We start from the raw sequence: 18,384 nt of genomic DNA on the forward strand, positions 1-18,384 counted from the left end.
CGCCAGGTGTCCCATGTAGCCGGGGGGGTTGCCGCGCTCGGTGTGCTTGAGTATCTGCCCAGCGGTGTCATAGGTGAAGTCTTCAGATCCGGTGACGTTGCTGCCGGTCTTGATGTTGGTCTTGCGGACGCCGTGCGGCTGGGCGGCGTTGGAGGTCTTCCAGGCTCCGGTGTCGTCGTAACCGGTTTAGAGATAGTCCCGGTTGACGGATGCCTTGGCGGCGTCGGTGTCGGTGACGGGCTGCAGGTTGCCCAGTCGGTCGTATGTGTAGTCGGTCTGGTAGGAGAACTGGCCGAAGAAGTCAGATGTCTCTTCAGGGGCCGCACACTTGAGGAGGCTGCGGGCGAAAACATCGTCCAGACGGCCCTGTTCATCGCAGGTGAAGCACTGCGACTGGGCGGTCTGGCCGGTGGTCTGTTCCCAGATCTCGGAGACACGGCCAGCAGGGTCGTAGGTGTGCGTGTCTTGCTGACGCTGCTGGGTCGTGACCTGGTCGACTCTGGTGGTCGTGGTGATGCCCGTCAGCTGCTGGGTGCCGTCGGTGTAGTCATAGTTGCGCAGCGCGGTTACCTTGTTGGCGCCGACGGCGAGCGAACCGCATCGCGCTCGGTGAGCAGGCCGTAGGAGTCACAGCCAGCGCTCTTGCCATACGTCTGCGTGGAGGAAGCGAGATTGGTGGGCTGCCCCTGGTCGTTGTAGGTGGTGGTGACCTTCTCTTCGGCCAGACCGCCAACAGCAGGGTAAGCGACCGCAGTATGTGGTCGGCGCCGGTGTAGTCGTACTTGGTGGTGCAGTCGCCGGCCAGGCCCGTAAGGGCGGCGGGGAAAGTGATGGTGTTACTGGTCGGTCGACCCCGGCTGTCGAAGGCCCCAGTCTTGACGGTGTGCTCGTTGTCGCTGGTGTCGGTGCTGGTGATGGAGGCGATCCGGCCCCTGTCTCCACTCGCGCTGTCCCACTTCCAGGTAGCCAGGTGTGGATGGTCACATAAGTCCCCAGTGACTTGATGTGGCGCGTCCGTAGCAGGGTCGATTGCGGTTCGTATGACGCCGTCGGAGGAGGGGACAATCGTGATCGCAACGTCACAACGTGTTCGTGGATACGGCCTCGATCCACGACCGGCTGATCTGGCATGTGCCGGTCGGTGTCGTGGTCGAGGATTTTCAGGCAATCGCGTGCAGTGACGAGGAGGGGCCAGCGGTGTCTTCGACCAAGCGCGCTGTGCCACTGCACCTCGAGGCATCTGGTCAGTCGTGGCGCCCCCAAGGCCTTTCGCTGGTACCAGGGGCCCACGAGTAGGAAACAGGAGCGAGTTCGTGATACCAGGGCACTTGCCAACACCGCGGCCAGATCCCGCCGCTCGCCAGCACGGCGCAGCCTGGTCAGTCCTTTGACCAGGCTGAATCCGGGCCGCGACTCGACGTCCACGCCGAGGGGAACGCCGATAGCAACAACCATGATCGTATGGCCGCCGCGTGGAAGAAGCCCATTTCAGTGCACGGGCTGTCGAACACGGAACTTTCGCAAGGCCTCACTCATGTCCACCAGGTCAGTAGGTGGCTCACCCATTGAGGAGGCCCGCAGGAAAGCATCGGCCCGCTCGCACCAAGCGTCGATCCCTCAAAGGCCGACCGCGTCCCCGACGTCCGCCACCTATGCTTCCAAGACGATCGCCATGTTGGTCTCACCCTGCGTCTGTGCTGTCGCGCGGGCGAGCCGGGGACCCGGGTGTCGGAAAAAGCGGTCTCCCGGACCGCGCCGTGGCGCCACGCAGGACTGATCCGCGCGCGGCACGCACTCGAGGATCTGGGTAGTCCGCTTGGTGCATCCGGGTGCCCAGGGCCACGCCGAGTTGGAAGCGGTTGTCGACGCCAAGACGGTCCATGAGACTCCTGAGGATGTTGGTCACCGTGCGTGAGCTCACGCCGAGCCGACTGGCTGCGGTGGCATCCGTGTGCCCGGCAAGGAGGAGATAGATGAGCATGCGCTGTCGTTCGTCGAGCGGCAGATGAAGCGTGGATCTCTGTTCCGTGCTACTGCTGCGCGGACGGAAATCTGGCCCCAAGCTCGGCTTATCATCCTTCACCAGGACTCCCATGCGTCGTCAGGTCCTCGTGCGAGTCCGTCAGCGGTGACAGGCAGAACATTCTCCGCTGCGCCGGGAGCAACGCCGGATCGCACTGGAACAAGGTTCGCAGGGCTCGATCTGCGGGGGGTCGCCGCCCGATCAACAGGGACGTCCGCGTCCCACACAGTCGCTTGGCGTGCGGCACGAGTCACGGCTGGTAGCGGCGACACCGCCTCGGGCGTCATCGCTCGACCGTCTCCGCGTCCAACGGAGGCACGGGGGCAGTGGACATGCACGCCGTGCGACTGCGTCGCTGTCCATCAGCTCGTGCAGCGTCAGCTCTGAGAACCAACACACGCGTTCTCCATCAGCTTCTGGGCCGCGCCGGTGAAAGCACCCACAGGTCACAGGCAGGGCGTCGAGTCCGACAGCTTCCATCGCGTGGCACGCGAAAGCGGCTGTAAAGTCCGTGCCACAAGAGACGATCGAAGTACTTGCCTCCTGGACACCTGGCATGTACGAAGCCCTGACCGGACTCGGGGAGGGCGATGTCGTCATCATGGAATGGAGCGCTGGTGATCTGTCGCACCTGACGGTCTGCATAAGGCGGTCGGGAGCTGTTGCCAGGTGCAGCCTGACGTGGCCACGAACACGATCGCAGCCAGGACCTCCCGGTCACCATGCCGACGCCGGCCTCCGCCTTGCGGCAAGGTCGGCGGCTACGGCACCGCCAGCTGGAACAACTCCCACTGCTCATCCGGAACTAGCCGCTCAACGATCCCCACCACGACCGACAGCCTACCCAGCCAGCCCAAATGAGAGGAAATCTCATGAGTTGGCGCGTGCTAGCGGCTGGGCATGCTGTGCAGGCGAAGGGCATCGCTGACCGCTCGGTACTGTCGCATCCGTTGTTCACCGGCACGTCGATGGCTCATCTGCCTTACGTGGTAGAGGAGTTGCTCAGCCCGTGGGTGGCCGGAGTCGAAGGGCGCCGGTTCCAGGCGAGGCACGGGGAGAGGAAGCGTGCACCGGGTGCTGAGCCCGGCACCAGCAGGTCTTCGTGGACCGGCTGGTAGCCACGCTGATTCATCTGCGGCACGACTTGCCGCACGCGGCCCTGGGTATGTTCGGTGTCGATCGCTCGACGGTAACCCGTGCCGCCGGTGAGGTACACCGACTGCTGGCAGAGCGAGGCTTTGCCGTTCCCGACCTTCCTGGTCTGCACCTTCGGACTTTGGAGGAAGTATTCTCCTATGCCCAAGCCGAGGGCGTCGAACTGCGCCTGGATGCCATCGAGATCCAGGTACATCGGCCGGTGGCGGGCCTCGGCAGCAGGCGGGCCTTTGTGCCAGGCAAGAAGAAGCAGAATACGTTGAAAGCCACCCTCATCGCCGACCATCGGGGCCGCACCCTGTGGACAGACGGGCTGCGGCCGGGGCGGATGCACAATGCGACTGTGGCTCGCATTGCCGATATCACCGGATGCTTTTGGAGCACTTCGACCTGGTTGAAGTGCTACCTGATGACGGGAATCTGGGCTTGAGTCGTGCCCATCCCGGCCACGCCGTCATCCCGCCCAGAAAGCCACCGCCCGGGGCGCTCCCCGGCAGAGTCACACCGCGGGAACAGGACCGGCACGATCACTCATCCGACAGCATCACCGTCGAGCACGCCCTAGAGCCTGTCTCTTTGACTGGTGAGTGACTCCTGGTGGGGCTGGTTAGTCTGCTGTGATGACGGACAGCGAGCTGATTGTTGACCTGCGCGGTCGGTTGATCGAGACACTCGACGACTTCTGGGACGCGGTGAGCGAGCCGTGCGGGCTGCCGGAGTGGTTCGGCCGGAACCTTGATGCATGGTCGGACACGATCGAGACCCGGGGCATCTCTGAGGTGATCGACAACCACGACATCCTGATCGTGCACGTCGACCAGCGGGGTCTCTTCGACGGGAGCCGGCAGGAGGCCGATGCCCTGGCCGACACCTTCGATGGAGAGCAGAACCGGCTCGTTGTCCATGAGCCGGCCTGACGAGCCCTTCGGACGCCTTGCTCATCGCCGGGTCCAGATGAGGATGGCAGCAAGGTGGAGCGCGGCCTGGTAGGCGATGGCGAGCTTGTCCGTCCGCATGGCGAGGCCGCGCCACTGCTTGAGTCGGGCGATGCACCGCTCGACGGTATTGCGCTCCTTGTATGTCTCGGCGTCGAAGCCGGGCGGGCGGCCACCGGCGCGGCCTCGCCGCAGACGGTGGCCGATCTGGTCGGCGGGCTGCGGGATGACCGCACGGATGCCGCGTCGACGAAGGTGCCTACGAATGGCGCGAGAAGAGTAGGCGCGATCGGCAAGGACGACCGCAGGGCGGGTTCTTGGCCTGCCGAGCCCGCTCCGCGGGATCCGGATTCCAGCTATGACTGCCTCGAAGGCCGGCGCGTCACCGACCTGTCCCGCGGTGACGTGGATGGACAGAGGTCTTGCCCGGCTGTCACTGGCCAGATGGACCTTCGTGCTCAAGCCGCCGCGGGAGCGTCCGAGCGCGTGGTCCTCGGGCTCGGATCTGCCGGGCGCCCCCTTTTCCGGGCCCCGGCCGAATGTTGGTGACCCCGGCAGACGGTGGAGTCCACGGAGACCGTCCAGCCCACGTCGTCATCGGCATCAGCCATTGCAAGAACCGCCGCGAAGACCTGTTGCCAAGTCCCGTCCATGGCCCACCTGATCAGGCATTTGCGCGGTCTGAAAGGAGCCGAGCTCTTCTGGCAGGTCGCGCCAGGGTGAACAGGTGCGGTACTTCCACGCGATCGCTTCCAGGGTCCGGCGATGGTCAGCCCACCGTCGTCCACGGACTGGATCGGCCGGCATCAGCGGCTCGATCCGGGCCCACATCGCATCAGTGATCACCAACCGGACAGACACATCCGATCAACTGATCACCACGTCAAAGAGACACGCTCTAGCCGACCACAAACACTGGAAGCAGATGACGCGCTGGACTCACCGACGCGACCACCTGCCCAACACCTGCCAAGCCGTTGGCAGCCTCGTCTCCGACCGCACCACCATGACTTGAGAACGGCCGCGAACAGGACAGACACGTCCCATCCGCTATCACGCACCAAACCGTTAGAAACAAGGCCATGTCGGAGTCAAATTCCAGGGAGATTTAGCATGAAGTTCATGTTTGCTTGGTTTGGAGAATGCGGCCGTCGTGCATGTCATGGCAAGGTTTTCGTGTCATCTTGGTGCGAGCGGAAAATACATCCCATACATGACGATGCACGGATACACATCGCCTTGGAAATTTACCTGCGCTGAAGGCCGGACGCGACGCTTAGCCTCCGTTCCTGTGCCGACTAGCAAACCATCAGAATTACTGACAAAACATTCGCTACAAATACTGCATCCTACATGGTCAGTTGACCATTAAGTTAAGAATGAGGCGTAATATATGGATTTGGATTGTTCCGGATTGGTTGTGGGAGATTGCCAAGCCGGTGATCCCGGAGAACCGGGTGCGGCCGCAGGGCGGCGGGAAACAGGACGCGCCTGATGAAACGCAGTCTCGGCGATCATCTACGTGCTGGTCAGCGGTTGCGTCTGGCGGGCCTCGCCGCCGTGCTTTGGGATATCGCAGTCGCCCAGCGCACCGCCGGTTCATAATCTGTCCAAAGCCATGTGTGGGCCGGCCGCATGAAGCGGTGTTGCATCACCTCGACAACGCCGGTCAAGTCGATGTCTCCCGCGCAGTCCTCAACTCGGCTCATGTGCATGCTAAAGGGGGGCGAACACACAGGCCCGAACCCCGTGGACCGAGGCAAGCCCGCTTCCAAATGCACATCGTGTCGGATGCGAACGGACCGCCCCTGGCCCTCGCCGTCTCCGCGGCAAACGTCCACGGCAGCCAAGGTTGAGGGCGGTGACCTCCGGCCTCCGAACGAAACACGCCCCCACCAAGGCCCCATTTCAAACCCCGGCACCTCCGTGCGGACAAGGCCTACAACATCCCTCACCTGCGAAAATGGCTATGGGCCAAGCGCATCGGCGTCCGCATCGGCCGCAAGGGAGTCGACACCAGCGAACGACTAGGGCGTCGCCGATGAGTCATCGAACGGACCATCTTTTGACTGTCTGGCTACTGCAGACTCAACCCCGCCACGAGCGTCACCCACGCAACTACCTGGCACTTCCCGGCCTTGCCGCGGTCTTCCGTGGCTACAAGCGACTCGTCAGTATGTGCATGTAGCACACGGTGTAAGAAGTCACTGTGTGTAGGCGCTGACTGTAGATCTACGGGATGGAGAACCCGGAAGAGCCGACACAAGTGCCCTCAGGGTCACGATTTCTGCACTCTCAGACCAATATGGAGGTCCCGATGAAGCAGCTGCTAGACGATGAAGCCCACTCGCCGAAGCCAGCATCTCGGTTCTAGAGCAGGCCGTCCCGATGACCGCGCTGGTTGATGCCTTGCGCGACGCCCACAGGCGAATCTGCCTTGGCCGTTGCGCCGCCCGGAAACCACACGGTCACACTGATCGCGGGCAACCGACACGTGCGGTCAGGAGGATGGACACCGATCGTTTGTCACCGTCGTCAACGGGGGAGCATGCATTGCCACGTGAGGATCTGGGGGAGCTGCTGCACGGTGCTGCCGAGGTGATACCGGGAACGGTTTGCGACAGTGACGGTGAGCTGTTTTTCGAGAAGAGCGCGAAAGCTCCAATTGAGCGCGGAACCAGTCGGCGCATCCGAGGGTTCACCGCGCTAGGGCCGGCACAGGTTTTGTCTGCTAGGTGGATGCCGACGAGATGGTGCCCGCGTCTCGAATAGCGGACAGGTCATCGACGTGGAAGCAAGGATGATCGAGCGGCCAGCAGCGACGGCAAGGAATGATCAGCTACTCTGATCTTCGCAACAACACCGCTGCTTCCGTAATTTTTTAGGCAAACCCCTCCAGCAGTAAGGACGAAGGGTGCCAAAACTTCACGTTTCCATCCTCGGCTTGCTTCGAGTGGCCCGGGACGAAACGCAAGTGGATCTGGGCAGCCCGCAGCAACAGTCCCTCTTCGTGGCACTGCTCATGAGGGAGGGCCGGACTGCTACCGCGGGGGCCCTCATAGAGGGCCTTTGGGGTGAAGACGAGCCCGCCTCGGCCAGAAGAACCCTGCGCACGTACGCCTGGCGGCTGCGCAAGGTACTGGAGGACAACACCAAGTCTCCCAATGTCCTGGTATCGATTGGGGACGGCTATCACCTGGCCCTGGACGGTGACTACGTCGACTTTCAGAACGTGGAGGAGCTGGCGCGCAGTGCACAGCGCGCGCGACAGGCCGACGATCTGGAAGACGCGTACGATCTGCTGGAGGCAGCACTCTCCCTGTGGCGCGGTGAGCCGCTGGCGGCAATTCCTGGGCCGTTCGCCGATCGCCAACGAGACCGGCTGAACGAAGTGCGTCTGTCGTTGCAGGAAGAACGCATGGAGGTGGGTCTCGCCCTCGGTAGAGGTATCCGCTACCTCTCCGAGCTGCCCGGTCTAATCCACCGCTACCCTCTGCGGGAACGGCTCTACACGCTGCTCATGCACGCCCAGTACCAGTCCGGGCGAAGAGCCGATGCGCTCGACACCTATCGCCAGGCGCGCGGCGTGCTGATCAACGAACTGGGTATGGAGCCGGGACCGGAACTACACGCACTGCACCAACGCGTCCTCGCGGGGGCCCAGGAGTTGCTGGCAACCCCGCCGGCCTCGCGGCCCAAGGCGGCACTCGCCGAGCCGCCCCTGCCCGTAGCAGTCGACGCGGCAGTCGTGCCCGCGTCGGAGGAATTGCCCGCCCAGCCGCCTGCTCGCGGTGACCATCCGCATCCCTACCCACATCCCGCGCAACTACCGCCTGACCTAGTCGACTTCACCGGGCGAGGCCACCTCACGCTGACGATCAGCTCCCTGATGAACAGTCCTCAACGATCTGCGTTGCCCGTGACGGTACTGGTGGGAATGGCGGGCGTAGGAAAGTCGACCCTCGCCCTGCACGTCGCCCACACCATCCGCAACTCCTACCCCGACGGGCAGCTCTACGCCAAACTGCGAGCCGGGGACGGCGGCCCCGTACCGCCGGACGACGTACTGGCGGGCTTCCTCGTCTCGCTCGGGTACCGCCCCGACGATCTGCCAGCAACCTTGGAGGCACGGACCGCCCTGTTTCGGACCGTACTCAACGAGCGCCGTGTGCTGCTCGTTCTAGACGACGCGGTCACGGCTGAACAGGTTCGCCCACTTCTACCAGGCTCGCCGGACTGCGGTGTGCTCATTACCGCGCGCACACGGCTTGGCGGCCTGCCAGCGCTCCAGGTAGAAGTCCAGGCTTTCTACGAGTCGGAGGCCCTGGATCTATTGGCACGAACTATCGGTTCCAGACGCGTCGAGGCTGAGCATGCCGCAGCGGTGGAGATCGTCGAATCCTGCGCGATGCTGCCGCTTGCCATCCGGATCATCGCCGCCCGGCTAGCTGCCCGGCCCAGTTGGTCACTCCGATCGCTCAGCGCCCGCCTTACCGACGAGTTCAAGCGCATCGAGGAACTCCGCTCGGGAAGCATGACGATCTCCGCCGTATTTGACCTCACCTATCAGCACCTCCCAGAAGCAGAGGCGAGCGCGTTGCGCCGGACGGCCACAGTCGACAGCCCCTCGCTTTCGTTGTCGTGCGCCGCGGCACTGCTGGATGCGTCAGAGGAAGACGCGGAGATACTGCTCGACGCGCTCGTGGACCATGCCATGCTGGAGTCGCCGGAGCCCGGCCGCTATCGGTTCCACGGTCTGCTGCGCGACTTTGCACGGCGGAAGACTCTTCCGGAGGAACGGCAGCAGGCAATGGCCAGATTGCTGGACTTCTTGCTTGCCACAGCGAAGAACGCCTTCGCCCAAGTGGTGGCCGGAGATCCCATCGAGCGCGCCCTCTACCCGACACGTGCGGTTGGTCTATGGTTCGCTGGCCCCGGAGAGGCACGAAACTGGGCCACAGAGGAGGGTATGTGCGCGCTCGCCCTGGTTCGACAGTTGTCCCGCTCCATGGCAACCGGCCCCGCAGGACATGCCACCGAGCTGGTGCATGCTGAGGCTGACACCCTGCTGCGTTCCAATGTCGACCTGCTGATCGTCCTCAGCGCGTATAGACAAAGCCTGAACTCCAATGATTTTCAAGCCGCCGTCGACCTGCTGGAGCAGGCTGTTGCCAACACGGGGGACCTACGCACCATGGGCAGGGTGCGGTTCCTGCGCGGCAACCTCGAACTCACGATGAGCCACTTTGTGCCCGCGGAGCAGTGGGCGTCGAGCGCGGTCCATTACTGCCGGGCCGCCGAGGATCTGGTCATCCTGCGCCAGGCGCTCAATGACTTGGGCCTGGCCAAGCAGATGCAGGGCATGTTCGCCGAAGCCATCAAGTGCTACGACGAGGCCATCGAATTGGCTCGCCAGCTCGGGCACACTACGGGCAGAGTGGCCACCACACTGAACGTCGCCTTGCTGAAGGTACAGATGGGCGAGGCAAGCGAAGCGGAGAAGATCTGTCAGGAAGTCCTCACCGGGATGGTGTCCCAAGAGGACACTGAGGGAATTGCTTACACCTACTACATCATGGGGCTGGCGAACCACAGCCTCGGTCGCTATGAGTCGGCATTGAGGTGGTTCGAGGAGTGCCTCTCAGTCTGTATGTCTCACGGGCTGCGTGCTCGCGAGGGCCAGGTCCGGCTGCGACTCGCGGAGTCACTGATGGCGGTCAACCTCCTTGACCGGGCCGTCGCCGAAGCCAAGCAGTCAGTCGAGCTGTGTGAGGAAGTGGCCGATATGCGCACCCTCAGCCGGGCGCTGTCGGTGCTGGGTCATGCTCTGCGCGATCTCGGACAGGAGCCGGCGGCCCGGGAGAACCTCACCCGCGCGGATGAGGTCGTCGCCAGTCTGCGGCAGCCCTCGAGTGTGAGACAGTCTGCTCCGCTCACGGCGTTGCCCAGTGGCCGGGAGACCAGTGGCCGGCCTTGAATTTGAAGTGTGAGATCGGGAGCGCTCGGCCCCGTCAGCGGATATGGGGTGTCGCATGCGACGCAACCACAAAGAGGTTGGCGCCCCGGCCTCCCGAGTCCGGGTCGATGAGCAGCTCTTTCTCCATGGTCAGGACGCGTTGGAAAACCTTTTCGTCCTGGAGCGTGCGTTCCGACCGCGCATCCGGCGCTTCGTGGATGTCGGGGTAGATGAGGCTGGGGAATCCCGTGAGCAGGTCGACCTTAAGGTTCGCCGCTGCGTGAGTAGCGCGGATCTCTCCCGGAGTGAACAGATGCCGGTAAGGCGCTGAGTTGGTGGCCCACCGGCTACCTTCGAGGCTCTGCACAACGTGTTCGGTCTCGCCTGCGGCCAGATCTTCAAAAGCGGCGTGCCAGCGGTTCGGCAGAAACGAGACCATCAGCCCGTCTACTGAGAGCAACCGCGTGAGCGAGATGATCACCGCCCCTGGGTCCGGGACAAAGCCGAGCAGGTGATGGCTGTTGAAAACAAAGTCGAAGGTCTGTCCGGACAACAGGGCAGCCACGTCGTGGACATCGGCGTTCCGAAAGCGGACCCGCTGTTCGTAACCGTGCCGGACCGCCCGGTCCCTGGCCTGGCTGACCATGCCGGGCGACAGGTCACACAGCATTCCCCTGCTGTCAGGGAAGTGGGTAGCTATCCGGTGGGTCCAGCGCCCCGCTCCACCTCCGATGTCCAGGAAGGTGAAACCATGCGGCAGCCGACAGAACACTGACAGCTCAAGCACCGACCACTGCAGGGCATCCACCAGACGTGCGTACGCTCCACGCCATTTCTCGTCATAGCCGATGACTTTGCGTTCGAAGAAGTCTCGTCCCACAGCTGACGCGTCGTCCTCATGAAACATGACACGATCCTTCCACCTTGAACGGGGAGCGCGACAAAAGAGCTTGTTCGCGCCGGGTCGAGATTTGTGGTCCGCCCGCGAGCGAAGGGATTCAACAGCCTGGTCGCAGGTGGGTTACGAGGCCGGCAGCGAGAAGGCGCAAATGGCCTCCAAGCTGGTACCCGAGCGTTGGCAAATCGATCGCTGAGCACCACACGAACTGTGTCGTCCGATTTTGAAGCTGTGCGCCTCAGCAGTGTCTATGAAACCGAAACTGTAAGTGAGTTGTCCACCTGGAATTCTCATACGGTGTGTCGTCAGCTCCCCGTAGCTTCCGATGAGACACGAGGGCTCCGTCGCTGGATCTTCACGTTGTGACCCGCACCGCAATCGTGTTCCAGCAGGCTTCTGGAACGGACCGGGCCGAGCTCGTGGAGACCGAGGGCGCCGCCCGGGTACCACCCACATCCCGTCCTTGTGATCCGTCATGCACTGTCCATAAACGGCGTCGTAAATCGTTAAACGGCGTCGTAAATCGTTCGGTCGCAAGGGGACTTTCAGCACATCGCCTGAGGCCAGGCCATCAACGCCGAAGACGAACTTGGCCTTGCCAAGGTTGTCAGCGCAAACAATTAGCCCCTCGGACACTGGGATTCGACGCACCGCGCTGATCGGGAACGGCTTCCCCGGGTCCGATGGCGATCTACCAGCGGCCAGAGCCCCCATCATGGGTGCGTAGATCGCCTTGCCGCCGAACTGAACAAAACCGGGACCGCCGATGTGGAATAATTCCGTCACCCCGAAGCCTTTGACCGGCCATCTCAAAGCGCCGGTGCTTGCTGCGGGGTAGACCATATTGCCTCGCATCGTTCGGCCAACGAGGCGTTCGGTTCTCTGAGGCAGGCTACCGCAGAAAGACATGATCATTTTTTCCGAGGCGGCACATTCGGCTATTAGTCGGACCAGTAAAGCCGCGTCGATCTCCAAGAACGACTGAACTCCCGCCAGCGATTTAACCCTCGTATCCGCTTCAGGATGCAACGTTGCCGCTAGAAATATCGCATTGTCGGCGACATAGGTACAGTCCGATACGATATCGATACGTGACGTCACGCTAGTCACGCTTTCCTTTCGCGATCTGATTTCCTTGCCCAAGTCGCCTCTCGTCAATTTTACGAAAATATACCAGAGGGCCGCGTTGCGGTTGGCATCAAACTTCTGGATTCAGCAGTATCCGACCCACGGTCCAGAACTGGTTACACCGTGTGGATGGGGCGTCGATCGCGTGTATATCGGCCGGTATCAGCGACAGATCCCGTGGTGAACACGCCTTGCGATTCTTTCTTCCATCGAACTGGACCACTGGAAGGACAAACCGATGACGCAGCAGCAGGCAGTCACCACCCGCCTGGGCAAGCTCACTTTCCGCGGCAAGGCGCGGCTCACCGCGTCGGTGGCGACGACCGCTCTCGCGGTAACACTCTTCGCCAGCCCGCTGCTCACTTGCGGCACAGCGTCCAACCACACCGCTTCGGTGGTCCGCGCCGACGGCCCCCCCACGGACGATTGGAACAGCACCGGCTCTCGGGTGGCCACCGGGACACATCCCTAAGCAGTCACGGACATGACGCCCTCCGACGAGTCCATGGTCGGTTCTCAGCCGGTCACGCATGACCATGCGTGACCGGCTGACGCGCAGCCCTGAGCGGCAGCAATGTGCAGCCGGCCTTGATAGGCGGGTTTCACTCTCGCGGGACGAGTCGTGCTCTGCAGCAGAAACGGTCGGACAGCGCACTTGACAGTTCTCGATCGGGCGCCTGTCCGTCAGCCGAATCTCAAAACTGGAATGGAGAATTCTTGTGACGCAGTCCGTGATGGAGGCTGTCCTCCCTCTGGCGCCATTGCAGGCAGGCATGCTCTTTCATGCCACCTACGATGAGCGGGGCGTGGACGTCTACATCATGCAGACGCCGATCCAGTTCGACGGGGTCCTGCGGGTCGCCGACCTGCGCGCCGCCGGCGAGGCCGTACTGCAACGGCATGCCGTACTGCGCACTGGTTTCCTCTCCCGGAAGTCCGGCGAAGCCGTGCAGGTGGTCGCCCGTAAGGCGAGGCTTCCCTGGACGGAGGCAGACCTGTCTGGCCTGGACGCCGCCGGGCAGCAGAGGGAACTCGACGCCCTGCTGGAGCAGGACCGGGCTGTCCGGTTCGACCTTGCTGTTCCGCCGCTGGTGCGTTTCACCCTGGTGAGGCTCGCCGAGGAACGGCACATACTTTTGATGACTAATCATCACATCATCTTGGACGGATGGTCCTTGCCCATCCTCTTGCAAGACCTGCTCGAGCTCTACGCGATCGGCGGTGACGCTTCCGTCCTGCCCGCGCCCGAGTCATTTGGGAACTATCTGGCATGGCTTGGCGCGCAGGACCGTTCCAAGTCCGAGGCCGCCTGGCGGCAGGCGCTCGACGGCGTAAACGAGCCGACCCTCGTCGCTGGAGCCGACGCCCCTCGGGAACCGATGCTGCCGCGCAAGGTCGTGCTGGAGCTCTCTGAGAAGGAGACTGCTGCGCTGGCCGAAACGGCCCGTGCGTGCGGAGTCACGCTGAACACCCTTGTACAGGGGGCCTGGGCTCTGAACCTGTCACAGCTGATCGGGCGGCTGGACGTGATCTTCGGTGCCACGGTGTCCGGCCGTCCCGCGGAACTGCCGGGCGTGGAGGACATGGTCGGGCTGTTCATGAACACCGTCCCGGCACGGGTGCGACTGAACCCGGCAGAGCCCCTCCAGCAGTTGCTCCAGCGCATTCAGAGCGAGCAATCGGAACTGATGGCACATCAGTACGTGAGGTTGAGTGACATTCAGCGGCTTGCCGGGGTGGGTGAACTGTTCGACACCGCGGTGGTCTTCGAGAACGTCCCGCTAGGCGAGGAATCGCTCTTCGAAGCAGCCGACGAACTGCAGGTAGGTCTCCATGAGGACAACGGCACGACCGGGGCGATGCACTATCCCCTCAGTCTGATCGCCTATCCGGGGAAACGGCTGCAGTTCGATCTGAGCTATCGATCCGACGTCTTCGACGAGCGGACCGCGAAGCGGATCGCGGCGCGACTGCGTCTCCTGTTCGGTGCCTTCGTCCGTGCCCCCCAGGAACTCACAGGCCGGCTGGACTTCATCGAGGCCGATGAGCGGGCGCAGGTCGTCTCCGAATGGAACGACACGAGCTCCGACGACATCAGTCACCTTCCCGGGGCGACTCTGCCGGAGCTGTTCGCCCGGCAGGCGGCACGCACACCTGACGCCACGGCGCTGGTGTTCGAGGGCCGGTCCATGACATACGCCCAGCTCGATGAGCACGCCACTCGGTTGGCGCGGGCGCTGCGGGCACAAGGGGCAGGACCCTCCCGGCTTGTGGCGGTCTCCCTGCCCCGTTCCTTCGAGATGCTCATCGCTCTCTACGCGGTGCACAAGACCGGGGCTGCGTATTTGCCGATCGACCCCAGCCACCCCGCAGACCGTGTGCGGTACGTGCTCGAGGAATCCCGCCCAGCCTTCGTGATCACTCCCGACTCCTACCGGGAACTCGAGAAGGCTGCAGTCGACGATGCCTTGCCGCCGGTTGAGCAGCTGGATCCGCGAAGCCCTGCCTACGTGATCTACACCTCTGGTTCCACTGGCCGCCCCAAGGGGGTGCTCGTGCCCCACGAAGGTGTGGTGAACCGTCTGCGGTGGGCCCAGTCCGAGTACCAGCTCAGCGCCGACGACAAACTGATCCAGAAGACGTCGTCGACGTTCGATGTGTCGGTGTGGGAGCTGTTCTGGCCTCTCGCCGTAGGCGCCACGCTGGTGGTGGCACGACATGACGGCCACAAGGACCCCGAGTACCTGGCTGCGTTGATCAAGAAGGAGGGCATCACCACCGCTCACTTCGTTCCCTCCATGCTGGAATCCTTCCTCCAGACGCCCGGAGCGGTCGACTGCACGGGGCTGCGCCGGGTGATCTGCAGCGGGGAGGCGCTGCCCCAGAGCCTCGCGAACCACTTCCACGCGACGCTGGATGCCGAACTTCACAACCTCTACGGTCCCACCGAGGCGTCCATCGACGTCACCTGGTGGAAGTCTTGGCCCGACGCGGACACCGTATCCGTACCGATCGGCCGTCCTGTCACCAACACCATGACGTACGTGCTGGACGCCGCCTTGCGACCCGTTCCGGTGGGTACCCAGGGCGAGCTCTACCTCGCGGGAGTTCAGCTCGCGCACGGCTACCTGGCACGGCCGGGTCTGACGTCTGACCGTTTCGTCGCTGACCCCTTCGGCCGGCCTGGTACCAGGATGTACCGCACAGGGGATCTGGTTCGCTGGACCGCCGAAGGTGCGCTGGTTTTCCTGGGCCGTACAGACGACCAGGTCAAGATCCGGGGTCTCCGGATCGAGCTGGGAGAGATCGAGGCCCTCCTTCGTGAGCACCCCGACGTGGCCCGCACAGCGGTGGTGGTCCGTGAGGCCCGCGCCGGAGTCAAGCAGCTCGTCGCCTACGTCGTCACCACAGACGGCGCCGCCGACCCGGAGGCCCTCCGGGCGCACCTGGCCGCGGGGCTGCCGGAGTACATGGTTCCGCAGGCGTTCGTGGAACTGGCCGAACTGCCTCTGACCACTAGCGGAAAGCTGGACCGGCGCACCCTGCCGGCCCCCACATTCACCACCGCCACGGACCGCGCGCCGTCCAGCCCCCAGGAGGAGGCACTGTGCGCGATCTTCGCTGATGTGCTCAACCTGTCCCGGGTCGGCGTCGACGACAGTTTCTTCGCCTTGGGCGGTGACTCGCTGCTGGCTTATCAGCTCGTCGTCCGTGTCAAGAGCACCCTCAAGGAGACCGTGCCGATCCGGGTCGTCTTCGAGGCTCCTACTCCCGCGAAGTTGGCAGTCCGTCTGGACACCCTGATCGCCGTCTGACCACACACCTGGACGCTTCATCAGCCGATCAGAAGGCGCAGCCTCCGAGGTCACCCGATGCCGCGACCACTCCTAAGGGCACTCAGCCCTCAACCAAAGGAAGCATTATGAGCAACCCCTTCGACAACACCGACGGCTCCTTCCTGGTTCTTGTCAACGACGAGAACCAGCACTCCCTGTGGCCGGCTTTCGCCGAGGTCCCGGCGGGTTGGTCGGTGGCCCACCCAGCCGACACGAAGCAGTCCTGCCTGGACTACGTCGAGGCCAACTGGACAGACCTTCGTCCCAAGAGCCTCATTGAGAGCATGGGATGACGACGACCGGCTTTCCGCATGTACAACTGGCGGCCCTTCTGGACCACTCTCCGTGGTTTCGCCGGTACCCCGTGGACGATCCGGCCGTCCGGCTGGTCTGTTTCCCGCACGCGGGAGGGGCGGCAAGTACGTTCCACGGCTGGTCCCAACAACTGGGGCCAAACGTCGAGTTGCTCGCCGTCCAGTACCCCGGTCGGCAGGAGCGGCTCGGTGATCCCGTCATCGAGAGCATCGAGGAACTCGCTGACCAGATCGCCGGAGAACTGGTGACTTTCCTCGACCGGCCGCTGGCGCTGTTCGGACACAGCATGGGTGCGGCCGTCGCCCATGAGGTGGCCCGGCAGCTGGAGGACCGGTACGGCGAGGCACTGGTACGGCTCTTCGTCTCCGGGAGGTCCGCACCGGACAGTGGCGCAGGCGGCACTCTGCTACCGCAGGACGACGACCTGTCCGACGTTGACGACGACGAAGCCCTCATCGCCTGGGCTCAAGGTCAGGACGCCGCGGTCTCCGCGGCGTACGAGGTGCCCGAACTGCGCGAACTGCTCCTGCCATCGCTCCGCGCCGATCTACGGGCACTCGCCGTCTACCGTCCGAAGCACCGTGCACCGCTGAGGACACCGATCACCGCCTGCGGTGGTGACACGGACCCCGGCTGCGCGCCGACCAACTTGTCGTCCTGGCAGGAGGCCACCGCGGGCGGATTCAGTACTCGCATCTTTCCGGGCGACCACTTCTACCTCCTGTCGAACCCAGCCGGCCTGATCAGCGAAATCTGCTCCGGAATTCTGAACTAGTACCGGGCTCCGGGCACTCGAAGTCTCCTCGAGTGCCTGGAGCCCATTGGCGCCGTACCGCGCCGCATAGGGAGATCCATGTCCAAGCCATCGACTGTCACAAGCCAAGCTGTGCTGCGAGTCGGCATACGTACCCCGAACTTTCGCCGGCTCGCGTACTCATGGATGCTCTCTCTGTGCGGTGACGGGATCAGACTGCTCGCTCTCCCGCTCTACGTCGCCGTGGAGAGCCGCAGCCCCCTCGCCGCTGCCGCAGTGGCCGCTTCGGAAGCGCTCCCGTGGCTGTTGAGCGCGTTGCCGGCAGGGGCCCTCGTCGACCGGCTACCGCCGCGAACCGTACTCATCGCCTCCCACGCGTTCCGGGCAGGCACCTCCGCGTTGCTGGCGGCGCTGGTCACGGCGGGCATGAGCTCGGTGGCTCTACTCTGCGTTTTCGCCTTCCTGCTGACCACGGCGGAGACCTTCGGCGATCCGGCCTCGCAGGTCATGATGGTGCACCTCGCAGGCCCGGACGAACTCGAAGCGGCCAACTCCCGCTTCTACGCGTCCAGCACAATCGCGTTGACTCTCATCGGTCCGATGGCAGCCGGTGTCGTGTTCGCCATAGGACCGGCGTGGGTTTTCACCGTGGTGTCGGTGGCGTTCTCTCTGGCCGCCTTGTTCGCCGCGACCCTCCCAGCGTTTACGGTTCAGGCCAGCGACGGCGTTCAGCTGGTCTCCGGCATCGCCGACAGTGCTCGTATGCTCTTCGGCCACCGCGGACTGCGCACCCTGCTGTCCATGTCGATGATCTGCAGCATCGCAAGCTCGGTCTTCAACACCCTCCTCCCTCTCTACGCGGTCAGTGAGCTCAAGCTGACCTCCCACACCATCGGCCTTCTAGTCATGGTCTCCGGTGCGGCCTGCCTGACAGGCACCTGGATCGCTCCTCGCCTTGCCGCACGGGTGAGCGACGGGCCGGTGCTGGTCTCCGGGATGGGGCTGATCGGCACCAGCTTCATCCTGCTCGGCCTCTACCCCTTCATCCCGGTGCTGATCGTCGGCATTGTCGTGTCGGGACTCGGTGTCGGGCTGTGGAACGTACTCAGTTCCACCCGCCGGCAACGCTTGACGCCTGCCGGAGCGATGGGCCGGGTCTCCGGCGTGTACCGCATGGTCGCCTGGGGGCTCATGCCGGTCGGAAGCGCGCTGGCCGGTGTGACAGCAGCCGCCACCACCCTGCGGACTCCACTGCTGGCAGCGGGAGTGATCACGATCGCGGGCCTCGGCGTGCTCGCCGTTCCGCTGCTCCGCAGCGGCGCACCGAGCGCCGCTCGCACCGTGCAGGTCCCCTCGGGCATGTAAGCCGCCTTCCAGCAGCCAA

The 18,384-nt window shown here is 63.8% G+C and carries 10 protein-coding genes and 4 pseudogenes; 10 read left to right on the top strand and 4 right to left on the bottom strand.

Annotated elements, in window-relative coordinates; all coding sequences use genetic code 11:
* Positions 1-42 precede the first annotated feature (42 nt).
* Positions 43-624 carry a hypothetical protein gene (locus tag ACICHK_RS41735; RefSeq protein ID WP_406841539.1) on the top strand — a complete coding sequence of 194 codons (582 nt, stop codon included), beginning with the start codon at positions 43-45 and terminating at the stop codon, positions 622-624.
* A gap of 1,057 nt (positions 625-1,681) precedes the next feature.
* Here ACICHK_RS41735 and ACICHK_RS41740 read toward each other — a convergent pair.
* The gene (locus ACICHK_RS41740; RefSeq protein ID WP_406841540.1) at positions 1,682-2,095 is read right to left on the bottom strand and encodes a helix-turn-helix transcriptional regulator; all 414 of its coding nucleotides are present in this window, start codon (positions 2,093-2,095) and stop codon (positions 1,682-1,684) included.
* Positions 2,096-2,634: 539 nt separating this feature from the next.
* Positions 2,635-2,850: pseudogene (locus ACICHK_RS41745) on the bottom strand (transposase); the annotation flags it as partial.
* Positions 2,851-2,943: 93 nt separating this feature from the next.
* Here ACICHK_RS41745 and ACICHK_RS41750 point away from each other — a divergent pair.
* Both ACICHK_RS41750 and ACICHK_RS41755 read left to right on the top strand, forming a co-directional pair.
* Positions 2,944-3,742, top strand: a pseudogene (locus ACICHK_RS41750) (transposase family protein); the annotation flags it as partial.
* 56 nt (positions 3,743-3,798) lie between these two features.
* Positions 3,799-4,095, top strand: coding sequence for a barstar family protein (locus tag ACICHK_RS41755; protein WP_406841541.1), 297 nt, complete (start codon positions 3,799-3,801; stop codon positions 4,093-4,095).
* A gap of 21 nt (positions 4,096-4,116) precedes the next feature.
* Here the strand turns inward: ACICHK_RS41755 and ACICHK_RS41760 are convergent.
* Positions 4,117-4,944: pseudogene (locus tag ACICHK_RS41760) on the bottom strand (IS5 family transposase).
* 548 nt (positions 4,945-5,492) lie between these two features.
* On the opposite strand from ACICHK_RS41760, the pseudogene ACICHK_RS41765 reads away from it, so the two are divergent.
* Positions 5,493-6,301: pseudogene (locus ACICHK_RS41765) on the top strand (IS5 family transposase).
* A 786-nt stretch (positions 6,302-7,087) separates the two neighbouring features.
* Positions 7,088-10,090, top strand: coding sequence for an AfsR/SARP family transcriptional regulator (locus ACICHK_RS41770; protein ID WP_406841542.1), 3,003 nt, complete (start codon positions 7,088-7,090; stop codon positions 10,088-10,090).
* Between the two features lie 34 nt (positions 10,091-10,124).
* Here the strand turns inward: ACICHK_RS41770 and ACICHK_RS41775 are convergent, their stop codons facing one another.
* Positions 10,125-10,976 (bottom strand): class I SAM-dependent methyltransferase, encoded by an 852-nt coding sequence (locus ACICHK_RS41775; protein ID WP_406841543.1) that lies wholly within the window; start codon positions 10,974-10,976, stop codon positions 10,125-10,127.
* 1,357 nt (positions 10,977-12,333) lie between these two features.
* On the opposite strand from ACICHK_RS41775, the gene ACICHK_RS41780 reads away from it, so the two are divergent.
* The 5 genes from ACICHK_RS41780 (at position 12,334) to ACICHK_RS41800 (ending at position 18,365) form a co-directional block, all read left to right on the top strand.
* A complete protein-coding gene (locus tag ACICHK_RS41780; protein ID WP_406841544.1) occupies positions 12,334-12,567 on the top strand; it encodes a hypothetical protein in 234 nt (77 codons plus the stop codon).
* Positions 12,568-12,814: 247 nt separating this feature from the next.
* Positions 12,815-15,910 carry an amino acid adenylation domain-containing protein gene (locus tag ACICHK_RS41785; protein ID WP_406841545.1) on the top strand — a complete coding sequence of 1,032 codons (3,096 nt, stop codon included), beginning with the start codon at positions 12,815-12,817 and terminating at the stop codon, positions 15,908-15,910.
* Positions 15,911-16,017: 107 nt separating this feature from the next.
* Positions 16,018-16,224, top strand: a complete 207-nt coding sequence (locus ACICHK_RS41790) for an MbtH family protein (RefSeq protein WP_406841546.1) — start codon at positions 16,018-16,020, stop codon at positions 16,222-16,224.
* Positions 16,225-16,295: 71 nt separating this feature from the next.
* Positions 16,296-17,021: a thioesterase II family protein gene (locus ACICHK_RS41795; protein WP_406841547.1), complete on the top strand. Its 726-nt coding sequence runs from the start codon at positions 16,296-16,298 to the stop codon at positions 17,019-17,021.
* A 78-nt stretch (positions 17,022-17,099) separates the two neighbouring features.
* A complete protein-coding gene (locus ACICHK_RS41800) occupies positions 17,100-18,365 on the top strand; it encodes an MFS transporter (RefSeq protein WP_406841548.1) in 1,266 nt (421 codons plus the stop codon).
* The last annotated feature ends 19 nt before the right edge of the window (positions 18,366-18,384 follow it).

This window comes from Streptomyces sp. AHU1 (assembly GCF_045343905.1).
GTDB lineage: Bacteria > Actinomycetota > Actinomycetes > Streptomycetales > Streptomycetaceae > Streptomyces > Streptomyces triticiradicis.